The 18907-nt window shown below is 37.7% G+C and carries 18 protein-coding genes; 3 read left to right on the top strand and 15 right to left on the bottom strand.

The genetic code is table 11. The features are described from left to right. Positions 1 to 20 precede the first annotated feature (20 nt). The 5 genes from F933_RS14790 to gloB form a co-directional block, all read right to left on the bottom strand. A complete protein-coding gene (locus F933_RS14790; RefSeq protein WP_005062555.1) occupies positions 21 to 740 on the bottom strand; it encodes a 16S rRNA (uracil(1498)-N(3))-methyltransferase in 720 nt (239 codons plus the stop codon). A gap of 22 nt (positions 741 to 762) precedes the next feature. Continuing rightward, positions 763 to 1599 (bottom strand): methylenetetrahydrofolate reductase [NAD(P)H], encoded by an 837-nt coding sequence (gene metF / locus F933_RS14785; protein ID WP_005062554.1) that lies wholly within the window; start codon positions 1597 to 1599, stop codon positions 763 to 765. Between the two features lie 74 nt (positions 1600 to 1673). Further along, complete coding sequence (gene ahcY, locus F933_RS14780) at positions 1674 to 3056, bottom strand: adenosylhomocysteinase (RefSeq protein ID WP_005062553.1); 1383 nt, start codon at positions 3054 to 3056, stop codon at positions 1674 to 1676. A gap of 297 nt (positions 3057 to 3353) precedes the next feature. After that, positions 3354 to 3560, bottom strand: a complete 207-nt coding sequence (locus tag F933_RS14775) for a hypothetical protein (RefSeq protein ID WP_004654498.1) — start codon at positions 3558 to 3560, stop codon at positions 3354 to 3356. A 295-nt stretch (positions 3561 to 3855) separates the two neighbouring features. Next, positions 3856 to 4587, bottom strand: a complete 732-nt coding sequence (gloB, locus tag F933_RS14770) for a hydroxyacylglutathione hydrolase (protein ID WP_005062552.1) — start codon at positions 4585 to 4587, stop codon at positions 3856 to 3858. A 365-nt stretch (positions 4588 to 4952) separates the two neighbouring features. On the opposite strand from gloB, the gene F933_RS14760 reads away from it, so the two are divergent. Together F933_RS14760 and F933_RS14755 are read left to right on the top strand one after the other, a co-directional pair. Continuing rightward, positions 4953 to 5939 (top strand): hypothetical protein, encoded by a 987-nt coding sequence (locus tag F933_RS14760; RefSeq protein ID WP_005062551.1) that lies wholly within the window; start codon positions 4953 to 4955, stop codon positions 5937 to 5939. Then, positions 5933 to 6808 (top strand): arginase family protein, encoded by an 876-nt coding sequence (locus tag F933_RS14755; protein ID WP_005062550.1) that lies wholly within the window; start codon positions 5933 to 5935, stop codon positions 6806 to 6808. The genes F933_RS14760 and F933_RS14755 overlap by 7 nt, the downstream gene beginning before the upstream one ends. 45 nt (positions 6809 to 6853) lie before the next feature. On the opposite strand, the gene F933_RS14750 is transcribed toward F933_RS14755, so the two are convergent. The 9 genes from F933_RS14750 to F933_RS14710 all read right to left on the bottom strand — a co-directional run bounded on the left by F933_RS14750 (position 6854) and on the right by F933_RS14710 (position 16145). Continuing rightward, positions 6854 to 7549, bottom strand: coding sequence for a methionine ABC transporter permease (locus tag F933_RS14750; protein WP_005062549.1), 696 nt, complete (start codon positions 7547 to 7549; stop codon positions 6854 to 6856). After that, positions 7546 to 8571 (bottom strand): methionine ABC transporter ATP-binding protein, encoded by a 1026-nt coding sequence (locus tag F933_RS14745; RefSeq protein ID WP_005062547.1) that lies wholly within the window; start codon positions 8569 to 8571, stop codon positions 7546 to 7548. Before F933_RS14745 ends, F933_RS14750 begins: the two co-directional genes overlap by 4 nt. Positions 8572 to 8641: 70 nt before the next feature. Further along, the gene (locus F933_RS14740; RefSeq protein ID WP_005054829.1) at positions 8642 to 9517 is read right to left on the bottom strand and encodes a MetQ/NlpA family ABC transporter substrate-binding protein; all 876 of its coding nucleotides are present in this window, start codon (positions 9515 to 9517) and stop codon (positions 8642 to 8644) included. 603 nt (positions 9518 to 10120) lie between these two features. Then, on the bottom strand, positions 10121 to 11407 hold the full coding sequence (gene purD, locus F933_RS14735; RefSeq protein ID WP_005062546.1) for a phosphoribosylamine--glycine ligase: 1287 nt from the start codon (positions 11405 to 11407) through the stop codon (positions 10121 to 10123). Positions 11408 to 11511: 104 nt separating this feature from the next. Then, entirely contained in the window at positions 11512 to 13086 is a 1575-nt protein-coding gene (gene purH / locus F933_RS14730; RefSeq protein ID WP_005062545.1) for a bifunctional phosphoribosylaminoimidazolecarboxamide formyltransferase/IMP cyclohydrolase, read from the bottom strand. Between the two features lie 80 nt (positions 13087 to 13166). Then, the gene (fis, locus tag F933_RS14725; protein WP_001086304.1) at positions 13167 to 13436 is read right to left on the bottom strand and encodes a DNA-binding transcriptional regulator Fis; all 270 of its coding nucleotides are present in this window, start codon (positions 13434 to 13436) and stop codon (positions 13167 to 13169) included. 375 nt (positions 13437 to 13811) lie between these two features. Then, complete coding sequence (locus tag F933_RS14720) at positions 13812 to 14675, bottom strand: DUF3426 domain-containing protein (protein WP_005054824.1); 864 nt, start codon at positions 14673 to 14675, stop codon at positions 13812 to 13814. 14 nt (positions 14676 to 14689) lie between these two features. Beyond that, on the bottom strand, positions 14690 to 15595 hold the full coding sequence (prmA, locus tag F933_RS14715; RefSeq protein WP_005062543.1) for a 50S ribosomal protein L11 methyltransferase: 906 nt from the start codon (positions 15593 to 15595) through the stop codon (positions 14690 to 14692). Between the two features lie 181 nt (positions 15596 to 15776). Next, entirely contained in the window at positions 15777 to 16145 is a 369-nt protein-coding gene (locus F933_RS14710; protein WP_005054819.1) for a hypothetical protein, read from the bottom strand. A gap of 253 nt (positions 16146 to 16398) precedes the next feature. Here F933_RS14710 and mnmG point away from each other — a divergent pair, with 253 nt between their 5' ends. Beyond that, entirely contained in the window at positions 16399 to 18279 is a 1881-nt protein-coding gene (gene mnmG, locus F933_RS14705; RefSeq protein ID WP_034711207.1) for a tRNA uridine-5-carboxymethylaminomethyl(34) synthesis enzyme MnmG, read from the top strand. Between the two features lie 52 nt (positions 18280 to 18331). On the opposite strand, the gene F933_RS14700 is transcribed toward mnmG, so the two are convergent. Next, entirely contained in the window at positions 18332 to 18895 is a 564-nt protein-coding gene (locus F933_RS14700; RefSeq protein WP_005062540.1) for a hypothetical protein, read from the bottom strand. Positions 18896 to 18907: the final 12 nt, after the last annotated feature.

The raw sequence follows: 18907 nt of genomic DNA, 5'->3' as shown, positions 1-18907 counted from the left end.
GCTGAAAGCAATCCAAAACTTTAATTGCTAGCGAAGTGATAATTTAAAATAGATAAGGCTACAACTGGAGCGGTTTCAGTCCTTAAAACACGGTCTCCAATACACCAGTTTTTAAAATGATTTACATTTGCAGTGTTAATTTCTGCTTCACTTAAACCACCTTCAGGTCCTATGAGTAAAGCTAAGTTATTTTGGCTATTTTGCAATACATTTTCTTGATTTTTGTTTGGTGCTAAAACAAAACGAGATTCAGGTAGGTTAGAACTGAACCATTCATCCAAACTAATTGGTGCTAACACTTGAGGAACACGATTCATTCCACATTGTTCGCATGCCGCTATTGCAATCGATTGCCAATGATCCAACTTTTTTTGATCACGATCATATTTAAGTCGCATTTCACAGCGTTCACTGGTCAATAACTGAATCGTCGTAACACCAAGTTCAGTGGCTTTTTGAATCGCATAATCCATACGATCACCTTTGCTCATAACTTGACCTAAAACAACACTAAAAGGTGCAGTACGATCTACAGAATCAAATTGATCAATAGAAACAAACGCATTTTTTTTATTAATTTCAGTGAGTGTTACAACATACTCACCACCTTTTCCATTGAAAAAGGTGGCTTGTTCTTGCTCTTTCGCGCGAAGTACACGCACCCAATGATGAAATACCGATTCAGTTAATTCAATGGTATTGCCAGTATTAAGTTCGGTTTCGATATAAAAACGATTCATGTTTGGGAGCGGCTCGTACAAATTAATTTAAACCCAGATCAACAACGAGTTGTCGAGTTGGTTCAGTTTGGTTCATAGAATAAAAATGGAGTGTTGGTGCACCACCAGCAATCAAGCGTTCGCAAAGCTTTACAATGACTTCATGACCGAATGCTTTGATGCTCGCACTGTCATCCCCATAAGCAGCGAGTTGCTTGCGAATCCAACGTGGGATTTCTGCACCTGTACCATCTGCAAAGCGAATTAGATTGCTTGCATTGGTAATCGGCATAATACCTGGCGCAATAGGAATATTTACACCCGCTTTAGCAATGCGCTCGATGAAATAGAAATAAGCATCTGGGTTGAAGAAAAATTGGGTAATACCTGCATTTGCACCGGCATTTACTTTTTCAACAAAACGTTGAATGTCAGCATCAAAGGTGTCAGCTTGAGGATGCATTTCTGGATAGGCTGCAACTTCAATATGAAAGTGATCACCTGAATGCTCACGAATAAAGCGAACTAAGTCCTGTGCATAAGGCAACTCACCTAAACCAACCTGACCCGATGGTAAATCACCACGCAATGCGACGATGCGATCAATTCCTTGTGATTTGTATAAGTCTAAAAGTTCAGCGATACGTGCTTTGTCATCACCGATACATGAAAGGTGAGGGGCTACGGGTGTACCTTTGCCATTGAAATCATTAATTGCAGCTAAAGTACGTTCACGTGTAGAACCACCCGCACCATAGGTAATCGAGAAGAATTCTGGATTTAATAGTTGTAGTTCTTGATGAACAGTTTTTAACTTTTCCGCACCTGCATCAGTTTTTGGTGGGAAAAACTCAAAAGAAATAGGAACACGTTTTGTCATTTCAAATCCTTTTTAAAATCGCTTGGAAATTTTTAGAAAAAAGGGCAGTCCGTCAAACGTCTGCCCTAGTTTTCTTAGTATTTATAAGCGTCAGATTTGAATGGACCTTCTACAGGCACACCAAGGTAATTTGCTTGTACTTGAGTCAACTGGGTTAACACGCCACCAAAGCCAAGAACCATTGCCGCAGCTACTTCTTCATCTAATTTCTTAGGAATCAGTTCTACACGGATTTTCTCAGCTTTTTGATCTTCAGGAAGATCAGCAAATTTCTCAGCGAACAAGTGCATTTGACCTAACACTTGGTTAGCAAAAGAACCATCCATAATACGTGATGGGTGACCAGTTGCATTACCTAGGTTAACCAAACGACCTTCAGAAAGAAGGATTAAGTAATCATTTTCATTTTCTGAACGATACACTTGATGAACTTGAGGCTTAACTTCAACCCATTTGTAACCACGAAGGTAGTTCGTGTCGATTTCAGTATCAAAGTGACCGATGTTACAAACTACTGCACCCGCTTTTAATGAATCAAGCATTGCTGCATCACAAACGTGGTAGTTACCCGTTGTTGTTACGATAAGGTCAGTATTTTGAAGAAGGTCAAGGTTGATGTCTTCTTTCTTGCCTGTTTGGACGCCATTTTTGTATGGAGATACAACTTCGTAACCGTCCATGCATGCCTGCATTGCACAGATTGGATCTACTTCAGTTACGCGTACAATCATGCCTTCTTGACGAAGTGATTGTGCAGAACCTTTACCTACATCACCGTAACCAATCACAAGTGCACGACGACCAGATAACAACATATCTGTACCACGTTTGATCGCATCATTTAGAGAATGGCGGCAACCATATTTGTTGTCGTTTTTAGATTTCGTTACGGAATCATTTACGTTGATTGCAGGAACTTTTAAAGTGCCATCACGTAACATTTCATACAGACGTTGAACACCTGTTGTTGTTTCTTCAGTTACACCGTGGATTTTTGCAATCACTTCAGGGTATTTTTCGTGAACAAGTAGTGTTAAATCACCACCATCATCAAGAATCATGTTGGCATCCCAAGGTGTGCCATTTACATTGATTTGTTGTTCAAGACACCACATGTATTCTTCTTCAGTTTCGCCCTTCCAAGCAAACACAGGAATACCCGCAGCAGCGATAGCAGCAGCAGCGTGATCTTGAGTAGAGAAGATGTTGCATGATGTCCAACGAACTTCTGCACCGAGTTCAACTAATGTTTCAATCAGTACAGCCGTTTGGATTGTCATATGAATACAACCCAAAATTTTTGCACCAGCAAGTGGTTTCTCGGCCGAATAACGCTTACGTAAACCAATCAAAGCTGGCATTTCTGCTTCAGCAAGTTTGATTTCTTTACGGCCATAATCAGCGAGTGAAATATCAGCAACTTTATAATCTGTAAATGAAGCAGTAACCGCGTTCATCAGGATCTCCTAGAAAAATAGTATGGATCATTCTGTTCGCGGATGCCGTTGTTGGTTAAAGCGAGTGTCTAACCGATGGTCGAGCCTGGCAAATTGATCTTTAGTACCAATCAATCGTCGCAGCATCCCTCGACTACCGCAATATAATACTTGGAATTCAAGTTTGTTCCAATGTTATTTTATGAGAGATGGTCAGAAAATGAAGGGTTAATCAGGAGAAAATTTAAATATTGTGAACTTTAGAGATTAAGGATTCCAAATCCATTTGGAACCCTGATTGCATATCTATTGCTAAGATCATGCTTTTAAATGATCTTCAAATTCTTCACCGAGTTGCATTGCTAAAGCATTACCAGATAAGTCGCAGGTGACTAAGCCATATTCTTTTTTAAAACTAAATGTAAAGCCACGATTATCTGTAAGATTTTTAACAGAGTATCCTAATTTTTCTAACCAAATACGAAAAGCCAATACGTTTTTTGCTTTAACAACTCTATTTTTCATATTTGAACTCCATGTGCATGTGAATGAATATTTATTTATTAATAAGGGTGAACTAAAATTTTTTAAAGGGGTGTTGCATATATTTATTTTTCTTCATGTAAGTAATGTAATATTAGATTAATTGAAACTGAAGCAAAACTTAATTTTTAAGTAAAAAATTTTTTAATTTGATGAATTATTTAAATATTTTAATAATAGAGTTCATTGGGCTTTAGATTGAATTAAATGTAAAAAATAATTTCATTTTCCACTTTTTTAAAATGGAAAATGACAAATTTAAAACTTAAAAATTTACTTAAAATTGATCTTTAAGACCTCGGATATGCGCAAACTCTTCAACACTTTCAGTGCGTAAAAAAGGGTTGGTTGCCAATTCTAATTCGATATTGCTTGGTAAAGTCATTTTTTCTGTTTCCCTAAGCATTTTTACTTCTTTATACCGATCTTGAAGCGCTACGTTATGAGGTTCCACAGTTAAAGCAAACTCAGCATTGGCAAGGGTATATTCATGTGTGCAATATACTTTGGTTTGGATTGGTAGTGCTGCAAGCCGGTTTAGCGAGTGATACATTTGCTCGGCTGTACCTTCAAATAAACGACCACAGCCCATTGCAAATAAGGTGTCTCCACTAAATAAGGAATCAATTTCTTCAATAAAATAGACAATATGACCGAGCGTATGACCTGGGGTGGCAATAATCTCGACTTTTAAATTGTTGAAATAAAAATGATCATCGTTTTGTAATGGATTTGATACAAATGAAATTTTACTTAATTCTTCTCTAGGTCCGTAAACAGCAATATTTTGATCAGCCAACAAAGCTTGCACACCTTCAGTATGGTCACGATGCCAGTGTGTGAGCCAAATTTGTTTAATTTGAAGTTGTTGTTGCTCACAAAAATGACTAACTAAGCTTGCTTCAGTTGGATCAACTACAACAACCTCTTTTGTGGAGGTGTCTTCCAATAACCAAATATAGTTTTTTAAGGCATTTTTTACGTCAATAGCATGAATTTTATAATGCATATCCGAGTCCTAAATCTTTGTTTAATGTGGTTATTGCTATTGAATGAGATTAATACATTCATTATTTGCAGTGTAAGTGCAAAAAGTAAAGAGTGCAAAGCACTTGGAGATTTAGCTTTGAGTATTGACTGTTTAGGGCAGATTGTGACTGCTTATGCAGCTCTTTATTTTTATGATTGACAAGTAAAGTATTTTCTATGAGTATGATATAAAAGTTTTATAAGTTAATGATTTATAGTCATCTTTACGATTATAACGATATTTAATTAAAGCTAAATAATTTAAAAAATTAGATTTAACAATATAAGTACATATCGTTTAGCGAGGATGAAACATTTATAAATCAAAGAAGAAGAGAGGGAATTATGTCTGATTTGATAGATCATGAAGTGGTCACTATTTTCAAAAAATATTTATATCCTCTATCCAACAAACTTACTGAAATGCTGAATGAACATTTTAGTCATCAAACAGAGCGCCGTGGATGTGGATTTACTCAAGCCACTCGTGTAATTGCAGAATATGTTTCTCAGCAACGTGATCTTTTGGGTTTCCAAGATCTTCGTATTTTTGAAGATTATGATACGAAAGCGCTTAAAAATATTTTGAATCAATCTTCTTCGTATGGTTTGGTTTTAGATACTTGGAGGAATTTAGATATCAATCCAGAAGTACAGAAAACTTTGGCACATTTAAACCCCCAGGAAATATTCACCCAAAATTTGCAGCAAGAATCTGATTTTCAAGCTGGTTTAAGAAAAATCTATGAACACGCTGAACTTGAAGAAAGTATTCTCATTTGTCAGTTGCTTGCTGACATTATTCTTCCTCAAGAAGTACATAATATTAAGATGATCGAATGCCATGCTTTAGAAGAAAAACCCAAAGTAGGCTCTTGTCCGATGGCGGAAAAGTTTTTTCTTCGAATTGCACATCACCGTTTACTTAGACAAGGTGAAATCAACATATTTGTTGATGAAAATGATCAACCGATTATGATGGAAAAGCTGAATATGGGAGATAACCATTCCTGTATTAGCTTAGTTCCCTTAATGATGAATGGTGTAAGGCTACCTGCGGGAAGTTTATTTTCTGCAAACTACGAAATTGATCAACTCGAAAAATATCAAAACAAACAATACAAAGGCTTTGTGATTCCAATTTCTGTGATGAATGGTTTTTGGTTTTTGAGACTAACGACTTTGGCGATCTCTCCTAAAAATCGTGCACGCGCATTTGGATATCATTTTAAGCAACAGGTTGATAATGGATTATTTCGACCAGATACGACTGAATTGAGCCAATTGATGGAAATTGCTCATGATCAAATCTATGTAGGACATCCATGCTAAAAGCTTGTTATTCGCCACGCTATTTTGCTAAAACGCATACCAATAGTATGGAAAAACTCACGGCAGTTGCGGATGTATTGCGTACTGAAAAAATGGTTGAGTTAATAGATCCTGGAATAATCGATGCTGAGATATTAAAGAGATTACATCATCCGCAATTTGTTGAAGCTTTTTTATCTGGTGAAACTGCTTTTGCAACAATTCAAGGATTCAAACCTTGGAATGAGCAATTGCGCGATGCCATTCTATCTGTGCAAGCTGGACAGTTAATTGGAGCTGAAATCGCACTGAAAGAGGGAATTGCTGCGAATATTGCTCAAGGTTTCCATCATGCAAGTTATGAATCTGGTGCAGCATATTGTACTTTTAATGGTTTGGCTTTGGTTGCAAAACAAAATCCTGAAAAACGGATTTTTATTTTAGATTGTGATCAACATGGTGGTGATGGCACAGCAATTTTTACCAATCGAATGACCAATTTGATCAATTTTAGTATTTTCGGTATTCGTTTTGGCTGTAAGGCTGGTGAACGCAGTTTGACACGCTATATCCATCCTAAACAAGGAAATTTTGATTTATACCGTGAGGCTGTTTTTGAGGCTTTTCAGTATGCGTCTCGTTGGGAGACAGATTTAATTATTTATCAGGCGGGTATGGATTGTCATCAGCATGACAAATATGGCTCAAAATGGTTTACCACTGAACTGCTTTTTGAAAGAGATCGTATCGTCTTTGAAATGGCAAAAAAAATGAAAATTCCTTTACTGTTTGTGTTAGCAGGAGGATATCAATTACTGGATGATTTAGTACCTTTACACGTAAATACATTTAAAGCAGCAAATGAAATTTACTTTCCCAAGAAAGGCTGAGATATAAAAAAACGCTCGAAGTGAGCGCTTTTTTACAACGATGAACTAGCGTAATTTGGCTAACCAATCGCCAAGCATTTGCACCATTTGTACCAAAAGCAGTAAGACAATAACCGTTAAGATAACCACACTTGTATCAAAACGTTGATATCCGTATGAAATTGCCAAGTCTCCGATTCCACCTGCACCAACAGCACCAGCCATTGCAGTTGCACCGATTAAGGAAATCGTACCTGTGGTTAAATTCAGAATAAGAGAACTGCGGGCTTCTGGAATGATAAATTTAAAAATAATTTGCCAAGGTGAGGCACCCATTGCTTGTGCAGACTCGATAATGCCTTCATTAACTTCGAGTAGAGACGTTTCAATTAAACGACCTAAATATGGACCGACATAAATTGTTAAAGGTACAATTGCTGCCCATGTTCCAATTGAAGTGCCAACAAGCATTTTTGTTAAAGGAATAACAGCAATCAATAGGATGATAAAGGGAAGGGAGCGAAGTGCGTTGACAATAGGATTGAGTAAGTAGTAAATCGCTCGGTTTTGTAAGATACCTCCAGTACGGGTTACAACAAGTGTAATGCCTTGTATTAATCCCCAAATACAGCCAAATAACAGGGAGAAGAACACCATTTGAAAGGTTTCTTGTAGAGCTGTAACGAATTGGTCAATCGAAAGTGAGCTATGCCAAAATGGAGCTGTCACTTGAGTGAGCCACTGTACTATGAAATCTCTCATTGACTTACTCCAGATTGCTCAACTTTCACACCTTGAAGTTTTAGAAAATTAATTGCATCTTCAATAATAATCGGATCACCTAAAAGCTGTATAAACATTTGTCCTATCACGGTGCCGTTAATTTCAGTCATATTGGCGAACAAAATATTTAAACTCAGATCAAACTGTTTAATAACGGCTTGAATCACTGTTTCTTGAGCTGAAGTACCTAAAAACTGCAAGCTATAAATACTATTATGATGTTTATGCTCAAGATTATTTAAAATATTGATAGGTAACTGTTGCTGTAAAACTGTTTGAATAAATGTTTTAGTCGTTGGGTGCTGTGGCTGGCTAAAGATATCCAACGTTGGGCCAGTTTCAATCACATGACCGGCTTCCATGACCGCAACATAATCACAAACTGATTCAATTACATCCATTTCATGCGTTACCATGACAATAGTGATATTTTGTTCCTGATTAATTTTCTTTAATAGTGCGAGAACAGATTTTGTAGTTTGTGGATCAAGTGCAGAAGTTGCTTCATCACAAAGAAGGATTTTAGGGTGATTTGCTAAAGCGCGGGCGATACCGACACGTTGCTTTTGACCACCTGAAAGTTCATCAGGGTAAGCATCTTTTTTATGTTTGAGGTCAATGAAATCCAATAACTCGGCAAGTCGTTTTTCACGTTCAGCTTTGCTATGCCCCAGCAATTTTAATGGCATTTCAATATTTTCAGACACAGTTTTGGTCTGGAGTAAATTAAAGTGCTGAAAGATCATGCCAATGTTTGCACGTTCTTGACGAAGAGTGCGCGCATCTAAAGCGGTAAAGTCTTTCTGATTAATAATGACTTGACCCTGAGATGGGCGCTCAAGCAAATTAATCAAGCGGATTAACGTACTTTTACCTGCACCACTATAGCCAATAATGCCAAAGATACTGCCTTCTGGAATCTCTAAATTAATTTGATCCAGTGCTTTGATCGTTTGACCTTTAAGCTGATAGTGTTTCGAAATGTTTTTAAATTGGATCATGTTCGTCAATACTAAGCAGAAAAGAAAAAACAGGCAAAGTCACTTTGCCTGTTTCATTGAGAAGATTATATTACGAATTCGCTTCTGTGAGATAGCTCGTCGGTTTATTTACGTCGACTTTAGTGCCCGCAAAATGTTCTTGTACATATTTCTTCACGGCTTCAGTGTGGTAAAGCGCGCCAACTTTTTGCAATACAGCATCATCTTTACGAGATTCGGCAGTAGCTAAAACATTGACGTTGAGTTTTGTACTTTGGTCAATTGGCTCATAGAAAATAGCATCTTTTAGGACGTTTAAACCACCTTCCATCGCAAGTGTATTACCCAACAAAATCGCATCAACTTCGTCTTTAACACGTACCGCTGTTGCCATTTGAATAGGTTTGATTACGATTTTTTTCGCATTTTCAATAATGTCAGCAGGTGTACCTTTTACTGGATCAAAGTCAGCTTTAAGTTTGATTAAACCTGCGCTTTGTAAAAGCAATAGAGCACGTGACTCGTTTGCGCCGTCATTTGGAATAGCAATTGTTGCGCCTTGAGCAAACTCTTCAACTTTTTTCACTTTGCTCGAGTAAATACCCATTGGCTCTAAATAAGTTGTTGAAACAGGAGCGATCTTATCTTTATTTGCAGCATTAAAAGCAACAAGGTAAGCGTAAGATTGGAAAGCATTTAGATCAACTTCTTTGTTGGCTGCGGCAGTGTTCATTGCTACATAATCAGTGAAGTTTTTAATTTCTAGTTTAACGCCAGCAGCTTTAGTTTCAGGTAAAGTCGCAATATAACGCCAAATATCAGCATCAGAACCAGTAGACGCGATAACAACTGTTTGAAGTCCGGCAGCATCACTTTTTTGCTCAGTTGAAGTTGCATCAGGTTGCTTACTGCATGCTGCGAGTAATAATACCGATACACTTAAAAAAAGACTAATTAGCTTTTTCATGTATAAATCCTTATCGGAAATAATGGCGAGGAAATTATCATTTCACTAGCATTAATAATTGCAATGGGTTTTTATGTTGTAAATTGGCATTGCACTTAAATCATTACTTGCATGACATTGAAGTACTGAAAGAAGTGCATGGAGTTACAACATCATAAAAATTGATGAATATTCATGTTCTAAATCAGTATATACATCTAGGAAGTGAAGTATTCATCAATTTCAAAACAAAATTTGGTTTAGATACAGTTGATATTTTTAAAATTGATAATTCAATCAATTGAAAATACTTAGAAAAATATCTTTTAACAAAAAAGAGCATCTAAAATTTCGGCAATCATAGCAATAATTTTACTTGGGTTATAGTGGGAAAAAAATTACAACTAATCATAAGAATATGATTAATTGAGGAAATTAAGTACAGAGTAAATATAAATCAATGAAAATTTTATGTATTTTCTTAAAAGAGTATTGAGATAAATCAATTGAATAGTAAATATATAATTTTCTGAATTTTATATTTGAAAAATGAATATAGAATTTAAGTTTGTGCGAAATAAGGAATAAAAAAGCCTTCCGAAGAAGGCTTAGATTTCAATGAGATTATTCTGCTTTTTCACGTGCAATTGCACGATAGCCGATGTCACTACGATATTGCATACCTGTAAATGTGACTTGACCGCATACTTCTAATGCATTGATTTGAGCTTCTAGAACTGTATCGCCAAGTGCTGTAACGCAAAGTACTCGACCACCTGAAGTGATGACATGACCATCATCACTCATGGCTGTACCCGCATGGAAAATTTTGGTGTCTTCAGGTGATTGACCAATACCAGAAATTACATCACCTTTACGCACTGTATCAGGATAACCTCCCGCTGCAAGTACGATGCCGATAGATTTACGTTCATCCCATTCAGCTTCTTTTGGTAAATTACCTGCAATACCAGCTTCAACTAAATCAACCAAAGATGATTTTAAACGCATCATAATCGGTTGAGTTTCAGGATCACCAAAACGACAGTTAAACTCGATCACACGTGGTTGACCTTGCTCATCAATCATCAAGCCTGCATATAAGAAGCCAGTATAAACATGACCGTCAGCAGCCATACCATCAATGGTAGGGCGCATCACTTCGTTCATGACACGTTCAAACACTTCTGGTGTTACTACTGGCGCAGGGGAGTATGCACCCATACCACCTGTATTTGGACCTTGGTCACCTTCAAAAATACGTTTGTGGTCTTGAGAGGTCGCCATTGGCAAAATATTGTTGCCATCGATCATACAGATGAAGCTTGCTTCCTCACCATCAAGGAATTGTTCAATTACTACGCGAGAACCAGCATCACCAAACTTATTACCAGCGAGCATGTCGTCAATCGCAGCAAAAGCTTCTTCATTGGTCATTGCTACGATGACACCTTTACCTGCCGCTAAACCATCAGCCTTGATAACAATTGGTGCACCATGTTGTTCAATATAAGCTTTAGCCGTATCTACTTCAGTAAATACGTCATAAAAAGCCGTTGGAATGTTATGACGTTTTAAGAAATGTTTAGCAAATGCTTTTGAACCTTCAAGCTGTGCTGCATATTGAGTTGGTCCCCAAATTTTTAGACCAGCTTCGCGTGCTGCATCAACAACACCATTCACTAATGGTGCCTCAGGTCCCACGATTACTAAAGCAACATCGTTTGTCTTTGCAAAAGCAATGATTGCTGGATTATCTAAAATATCAAGTTCAACATTTTCACATTTGTCTTCTATTGCGCTACCCGCATTACCTGGGGCAACAAAGACTTTAGTCACTTTCGTATCTTGTGCGATTTTCCATGCAAGTGCATGTTCACGGCCACCGCTACCCAAAACTAAAATATTCATTATTAAGTTATTTCCCTTTTCCGTATTTAAGAATATACCTGTTCAGAATAAAAAAGTCCCTCTAATGCGACTATAGCATCGCAGAAAAGAGGGACTTCGGGGTATTAATGACGGAAGTGACGCATACCCGTGAATACCATTGCAATACCAGCTTCGTCAGCGGCTGCAATTGTTTCTTCATCACGCATGGAACCGCCCGGTTGGATGATACATTTGATACCTGCTTTTGCAGCGTTATCAATACCATCACGGAATGGGAAGAATGCATCAGATGCCATAACCGCACCCTCAACCACTAAACCAGCATGTTCAGCTTTGATCGCAGCAATACGAGCGGAGTTGACACGGCTCATTTGACCTGCACCTACACCAATCGTTTGACGGTTTTTTGCATAAACAATAGCGTTTGATTTCACGTATTTTGCAACTTTCCAAGCAAAGATCATGTCATCAATTTCTTGTTCAGTCGGCGCACGTTTAGTCACAACTTTAAGGTCATCTTTAGTGATCATACCTAAGTCTTGATCTTGAACTAATAAACCGCCGTTTACGCGCTTATAGTCAAGTTGAGCAGCACGTGCATCAATTGCAGGGAGTTCACCACACACCAACACGCGTACATTCTTTTTCGCGCCAGTGACTTCAAGCACGCCATCAGCAATACTTGGAGCAATAATCACTTCAACAAATTGACGATCAACAATTGCTTGAGCAGTTTCTACATCTAACTCACGGTTAAATGCAATAATGCCACCAAATGCAGACTCTGGATCAGTTGCATAAGCAAGATCATAAGCCGCTTTGATACCATCTAGAGAAACAGCTACACCGCATGGGTTCGCATGTTTAACGATCACGCAAGCAGGTTTTGCAAATGATTTTACACATTCTAATGCAGCATCTGTATCAGCGATATTGTTATAAGAAAGCTCTTTACCTTGTAATTGCTTAGCAGTTGAAACTGATGCTTCTTGAGCATTTTCTTCAACATAGAACGCTGCATTTTGGTGTGGATTTTCACCATAGCGTAAATCTTGTGCTTTATTTAACTGGGTGTTAAAGGTACGAGGGAATAAATCTGCTTCACCTTCAGTTTTACCAACACGTGCACCTAAATAAGAGGCAATCATGCCGTCATATTGTGCAGTGTGCTCATAGGCTTTTACTGCTAAGTCGAAACGAGTCTCGTAAGAAAGGCCACCATTTGCTTTTAATTCAGCAATAACAGCATCGTAGTCAGAAGCATTTACAATGATACCCACTGAAGCATGGTTTTTTGCTGCTGCACGTACCATTGTTGGACCGCCGATATCGATGTTCTCAATCGCATCAGCAAGCGAGCAGTTTGGTTTAGCAACTGTTGCAGCAAATGGGTAAAGGTTAACAACAACAAGATCAATTGGATCAATGTTGTGTTCTTGCATCACAGCTTCGTCCAGACCACGACGAGCTAAGATACCACCGTGAATTTTTGGATGTAGTGTTTTAACACGACCATCCATCATTTCAGGAAAACCAGTGTGTTCAGAAACTTCCACTACAGCGATATTGTTGTCTTTAAGCAACTTATAAGTACCGCCAGTAGATAAGATTTCTACACCTTGGTCTGCAAGGTTTTGAGCAAATTCAACGATTCCAGTTTTGTCGGAAACAGAGATTAAAGCACGTTTGATAGTCATGATTTTAGTCAACAGTTTGAAGTCTACAGATTAAAACAAAGGCAAAAAAAATGCCCACGAGAACGTGAGCATTTTATCAATTATTCACTCATTAAACCGTGAGCTTTTAACTTTTTGCGTAAAGTTCCACGGTTAAGGCCTAAAATCTCAGCAGCACGTGTTTGGTTGCCACGAGTATATTCTAAGACCACAGATAAAAGAGGTTTCTCCATTTCTGCTAAAACCATGTCATAAACTTGAGATGGTTGCTCACCTTGCAATTGTGCAAAATAATGACGAACTGCGCGATCTACATGGATGCGGAGAGCGACATCAGATTGAGCCGTAAAAATAGGAGATTTGCTATTCATGCGTGTTAATCCGAAAAATCAAAATATCACTTGGGTAAAGTGATATATAAATGTGGTCTAAATTACTGAGCCCTGTTTTAGATCCTAAAACAGTGACTCTAAAACAAAAGGACTTTTAGCTTGCCACAAATCCTCGAATTGTGTAAAAAATAAGCGTAACAATAATTAAAGATTTGTTACAGCCTACTTTCAAAAACAAAAAAACCAACAATGCGCTTATAAGTTAGAAGCACAGTTCGTTTAACGATTTTATTGTCTGTAAATTACGAGAAGTAAGTGGGTGAAGCATTCGTGGCGCGTATCATACCACTCTCTGCGAAAAAATGAGCAATTAAACTGCACTTTTTTTTATTTTTTTGTCACTTTTTTTAGTTTTTAGGGCTGTACAATTTCTAAACTATAGTTGTCGAAGCTATTTTTACTTTTAGGAACTGTAAATTCAAATCGAAAAGGGCTGTTTGATGGAATTCTTTCTATCGTTTTCAAACTATCTACAAGATAGTCTTGCGGCTGGAGTGTAATCTCAGTCGTGACTTCACCTTTCTCTTCTAAAATAACTTTAATAGAAGGAATTAAAATACTATTTTCATGGTGATTGATTAAAACACCTGAAAAATTGGTTTCGTCTTTATTTGAACGTTTTAATTTTACTTTTTCAAAACTCAGGTATTTATATTGTTGATCTAGTGTTTTACAGGTCAAAACACTGCAAGCGTAGTTAAAAATTCGATTCAGTGCAGGACTTTCATGCATTAATTTTGGATTAAACCATAAGATTTGAAATGCAAAAACTAAAATAAGTGCAATGTTGCCCACACCCCAAAGCGTATAATAAAGCCAGCCATGGTGTTTGCTGCTTTGTTCTTGGTCTATCAGTAAACTATCTTCTGATAAATTCAAGTTAGGTAAAGCGGTTACAGGTTCAGTATTAAAGTAATTAAGGTTATTTAGATAGGTCAGCAAATCAATATTTGAATTTTCAATTTTTTGATCAAAAATACTTAAAATTTGCATTTGCTTTTCAGCAAAAGAGCTATCGGGCTGAATTGATGAAAATAAAGAGCGATTCGCAGGCGATGGAATCGAATCATTTTCATCTGTCTTAAGAAGATTGGTCAATGCATTAAAGTTAATTACGCATTTGGGGCAACAAACCATGCCCTGAGCAACACTGAGTTGTGAAAGGGTTACTTTGTACACGGTGGAGCATTTTGGGCAGCGGGTTTGTTTTTCACTCATAAGGAACAAAATTCTCAAATTGTTGTTTTACGTTTTCCTGAAATGCGGCACCAATTCTCTTCACGCTTTTCGATCCCTAATATATCAAAAAACTCAGAGTAAACACTAGAAACATCAGCAACTTGCTCTTCGATTACACCAGCAAGTGCGAACTCCCCCTCATTTTTTAATAAACGTGAGAACTCAGGCGCTAGTGCCATTAATGGTGCTGCTAAAATATTTGCAACAAGTACGTCTGCTTGTTGTGGTTTGAATTCTTGATCAAACTCTTCAGGTAATCCTACATAAAGACGATCTAATACGCCATTAAGTTCTGCATTTTGTTTTGTAGCAAGCACAGCTTGCGGATCAATATCCGTTGCATAAACTTTTTTTGCGCCTAGTAATAATGCAGCAACACCTAAAATACCAGAACCACAACCATAATCGATTACGACTTTATCTTTAACATCGGTTTTACCTAACCATTGTAAACACAAAAATGTACTTGCATGATTACCAGTGCCAAACGCTAGACCCGGATCGAGTTTGATATTGGTTGCATCGGCTTCAGGTGGTTCTAACCATTCAGGAACAATCCAATATTTTTCACCAATTTGGATAGGTTCGTAATAGTCCATCCACGCGCGTTCCCAAACTTGATTCTCTAAATATTCATGACGCATAGGTACATCAGGGAGTTGTGCTTTTAGGAACGCTTCTAATGTATCGACATCAATTGGGTCATCTTCTTCTTGTTGATAGATTCCAGTAACGATCACTTTATTCCAAAGTGGAGTTTCACCTGGTAAAGGTTCTAATAGTGCCTGATCCTCTGCATCATCTAAAGTAACACTCACTGCACCTAATGAAAGGAGTAATGTCTCGGTGAGTTCAACTTGATTTTGATCAACAGTAATATGAATTTGTAACCAGTTCACAGGAAAACCTAAATAAATGTATTTGCAGTTATTGTAATAGATTCGAGCACGATAAAGGGATCATAAAATAATCAGATTACAATTTTAAGATGAATTATTTTTTATATGAATTTATCTAATACATTATTTTTAATATAAATAAGGTCTAAAAAGACCTTATTTATAATTTCGGTTTTATAAATTATGGTGCAGTTTGTTCCATATCTGTTGTTACAGGTGGAGCAGGGGCTATTGGTGCTGCTTCAATTGGCGCGCTGACAGGTCGAGGTGCTGACTGAGTTTCTGATATTTTACTTTGAGTTTCTGGAGTCACTTCATTTGCTGGTGTTGGTGCTTGAAATGCTAATTTACCAGCTTCATTTTGTTCACAAACACCATTGAAAACTACGCCTTTGTGCGCAAATGAAACCATGTCGCCTTGCTTTTTAGCTTTACATACTTGTACATACTTTTGTGCGAGAGGGTCAGTATTTGCTTTCGTATTTGCATGTGCCGCTGCTGTAAAACATAGACCACAAATAAGCGATGAAAATAAAAGCTTAGTATTCATATCATTTTCCTAAAGTATTTATTTATGCAATATATAGGATAAGAAATTTTTTAATTAAAACAGTCGTGATCAAGTTAAGAATTATGAGTTGCTATGTTAATAATGCATAAAAAATGCAACATAAGGTTTCTTTTTGTATATTGTTAAATGAGATCAATGAGTTGAGATGCCTAAGAAAACAGAGAGTTTTTGCCAACTCGCTTTAAAACTTCTGTATAATACTCTGTCATTTTTTGAATACACATTTACCACTATGCACTATCCTAAAGTTTATGACGTTATCGTAATTGGTGGCGGTCACGCTGGTACTGAAGCGGCGCTAGCTGCTGCACGTATGGGAAGACAAACATTATTGTTGACGCATAATATTGAGACTTTGGGGCAGATGAGCTGTAACCCAGCAATTGGTGGTATTGGTAAATCACATCTTGTCCGTGAGATCGATGCGCTTGGTGGTGCAATGGCACTAGCTGCGGATAAAGGTGGTATTCAATTTCGTATTTTGAATTCACGTAAAGGTGCAGCAGTACGTGCAACGCGTGCTCAAGCAGATCGCGTACGTTATAAAGCGGCAATTCGTGAAACTTTGGAAAATCAAGCCAACTTAGATATTTTCCAACAAGCTGCAGATGATTTAATTGTTGAAGGCGATACCGTTAAGGGTGTTGTCACCCAAATGGGTATCCGTTTTGATGCCAAAACTGTGGTATTGACGACAGGTACGTTCTTGGGTGGTGTGATCCACGTTGGTCTACAAAATTCTAGCGGTGGTCGTGCGGGTGATCCGCCATCGATTGCATTAGCTCACCGTTTACGAGAACTAAAATTACCTGTAGGTCGTTTGAAGACGGGTACGCCACCACGTATTGATGCACGTTCAGTTGATTTCTCGGTCATGACACCACAACCGGGTGATTTCCCATCTCCTGTCATGTCATTTATGGGTGATGCTTCAATGCACCCTGAGCAAGTGAATTGTTATATCACGCATACCAGTGAAAAAACACACGAAATCATCCGTGGAGGTTTAGATCGTTCACCAATGTATACTGGTGTGATCGAAGGTGTTGGTCCACGTTACTGCCCATCGATTGAAGATAAAATTCACCGTTTTGCGGATAAAGACTCTCACCAAGTATTCCTTGAGCCTGAAGGCTTAGATACACATGAGCTTTATCCAAATGGTATTTCAACTTCTTTACCATTTGATGTTCAGTTTAATTTAGTTCGATCAATTCGCGGTATGGAAAATGCGCATATCCTGCGTCCGGGCTATGCGATTGAATATGATTATTTTAATCCACAAGCATTAAAGTTCACGCTTGAAACTAAAGCGATTCAAAATCTGTACTTTGCTGGTCAAATCAACGGTACTACAGGTTATGAAGAAGCGGGTGCTCAAGGTTTACTTGCTGGCTTAAACGCTGCACGTCGTGCATGGGAACAAGAAGAATGGACACCAAAACGTGATCAGGCCTATATGGGCGTACTGGTTGATGACCTTATTACTTTGGGAACTAAAGAACCGTACCGTATGTTTACCTCGCGTGCGGAATATCGTTTGATGTTACGTGAAGATAATGCTGATCAACGTTTAACGTCGATTGGCCGGGAACTTGGTTTGGTTGATGATGAACGTTGGGCTGCGTACAGCGAAAAAATGGAAGCAGTTGAACGTGAAACGTCTCGTTTACAACATTTATGGGCAGCACCGAATAATCCAATGGGCAAGAAATTCGTTGAAATGACGGGTGCTGATCTCAGTAAAGAATGTAGTGCAATTGATTTATTGAAACGTCCAAATATCAATTTTAGTCAAATCGCTGAATTAACAGGTTCTGAAGTTTCAGAGCAAGTGGGCGAGCAAATTGAAATTGCTGTGAAGTATGAAGGTTATATTAATCGCCAGCATGAAGATGTTGCGCAATTGAAGCGCCTTGAAGAAACTCGAATTCCTGCTGATTTTGAATATGATGGTATTTCAGGTTTATCTCGTGAAATTACCTTGAAGTTAAAAACAGTTCGTCCAGAAACCTTAGCACAAGCAACTCGTATTCCTGGTGTAACGCCAGCCGCGGTACAATTATTGATGATCACGATTCGTAAAAATAATATGGCGAAAAAGTCAGCTTGATTTTTTAATATGCCTGAAAAAGCCTAATCAAATATGATTAGGCTTTTTTTATTTACAAAGCAATTTCAATCCCTTGACTTAGATTTTTCTGGTCTAATCGAGTGTTGGTATCAATTTTAGCAAAGGCCTTTGGTAGTAAACGTCGAGCAGTTTGATTGACTCTTTTTTCTATCCATTTAGGCATTTTTATCGCTAAAGGATTTGTTTCTGTGTGAGAAACATCGGTTAACACGCGTGTTCCCATAATGTAATCAAACCAAGGCTTCGTCACACACCAATTAGCATTCTGATTACTCGTCATGTGATGGTCATAGTGCCAAGGAATGCGTTTTTTAGCATATTCAGGATCAAGATGTGATTTGGCATGAACTTTCCAGTAGTTCCAAATCCCATAATACAAACCAGCTGTAAAAAATGGAGCAACAGGTAGGAATACTGTTGATGCAACTGCCAGACCAATTAATGCTGATTTTTCATTGTACATTTCAGAGTTTTTAAACATCGACTCTGCATAGCCTTCATCATGAAAACCATTTAAGCGAGCGCGTTTATGATGAGCAATATGTGTAAAGAATGGACTATTTCTATTTTTGCTTGGAAATTCATGTAGCCACACTTTATGAAAATA

The organism is Acinetobacter beijerinckii CIP 110307, assembly GCF_000369005.1.
Classification (GTDB): Bacteria; Pseudomonadota; Gammaproteobacteria; order Pseudomonadales; family Moraxellaceae; genus Acinetobacter; species Acinetobacter beijerinckii.
Note: the sequence above shows the minus strand (reverse complement) of the source record. Positions and strands in the feature narration are given on the sequence as shown.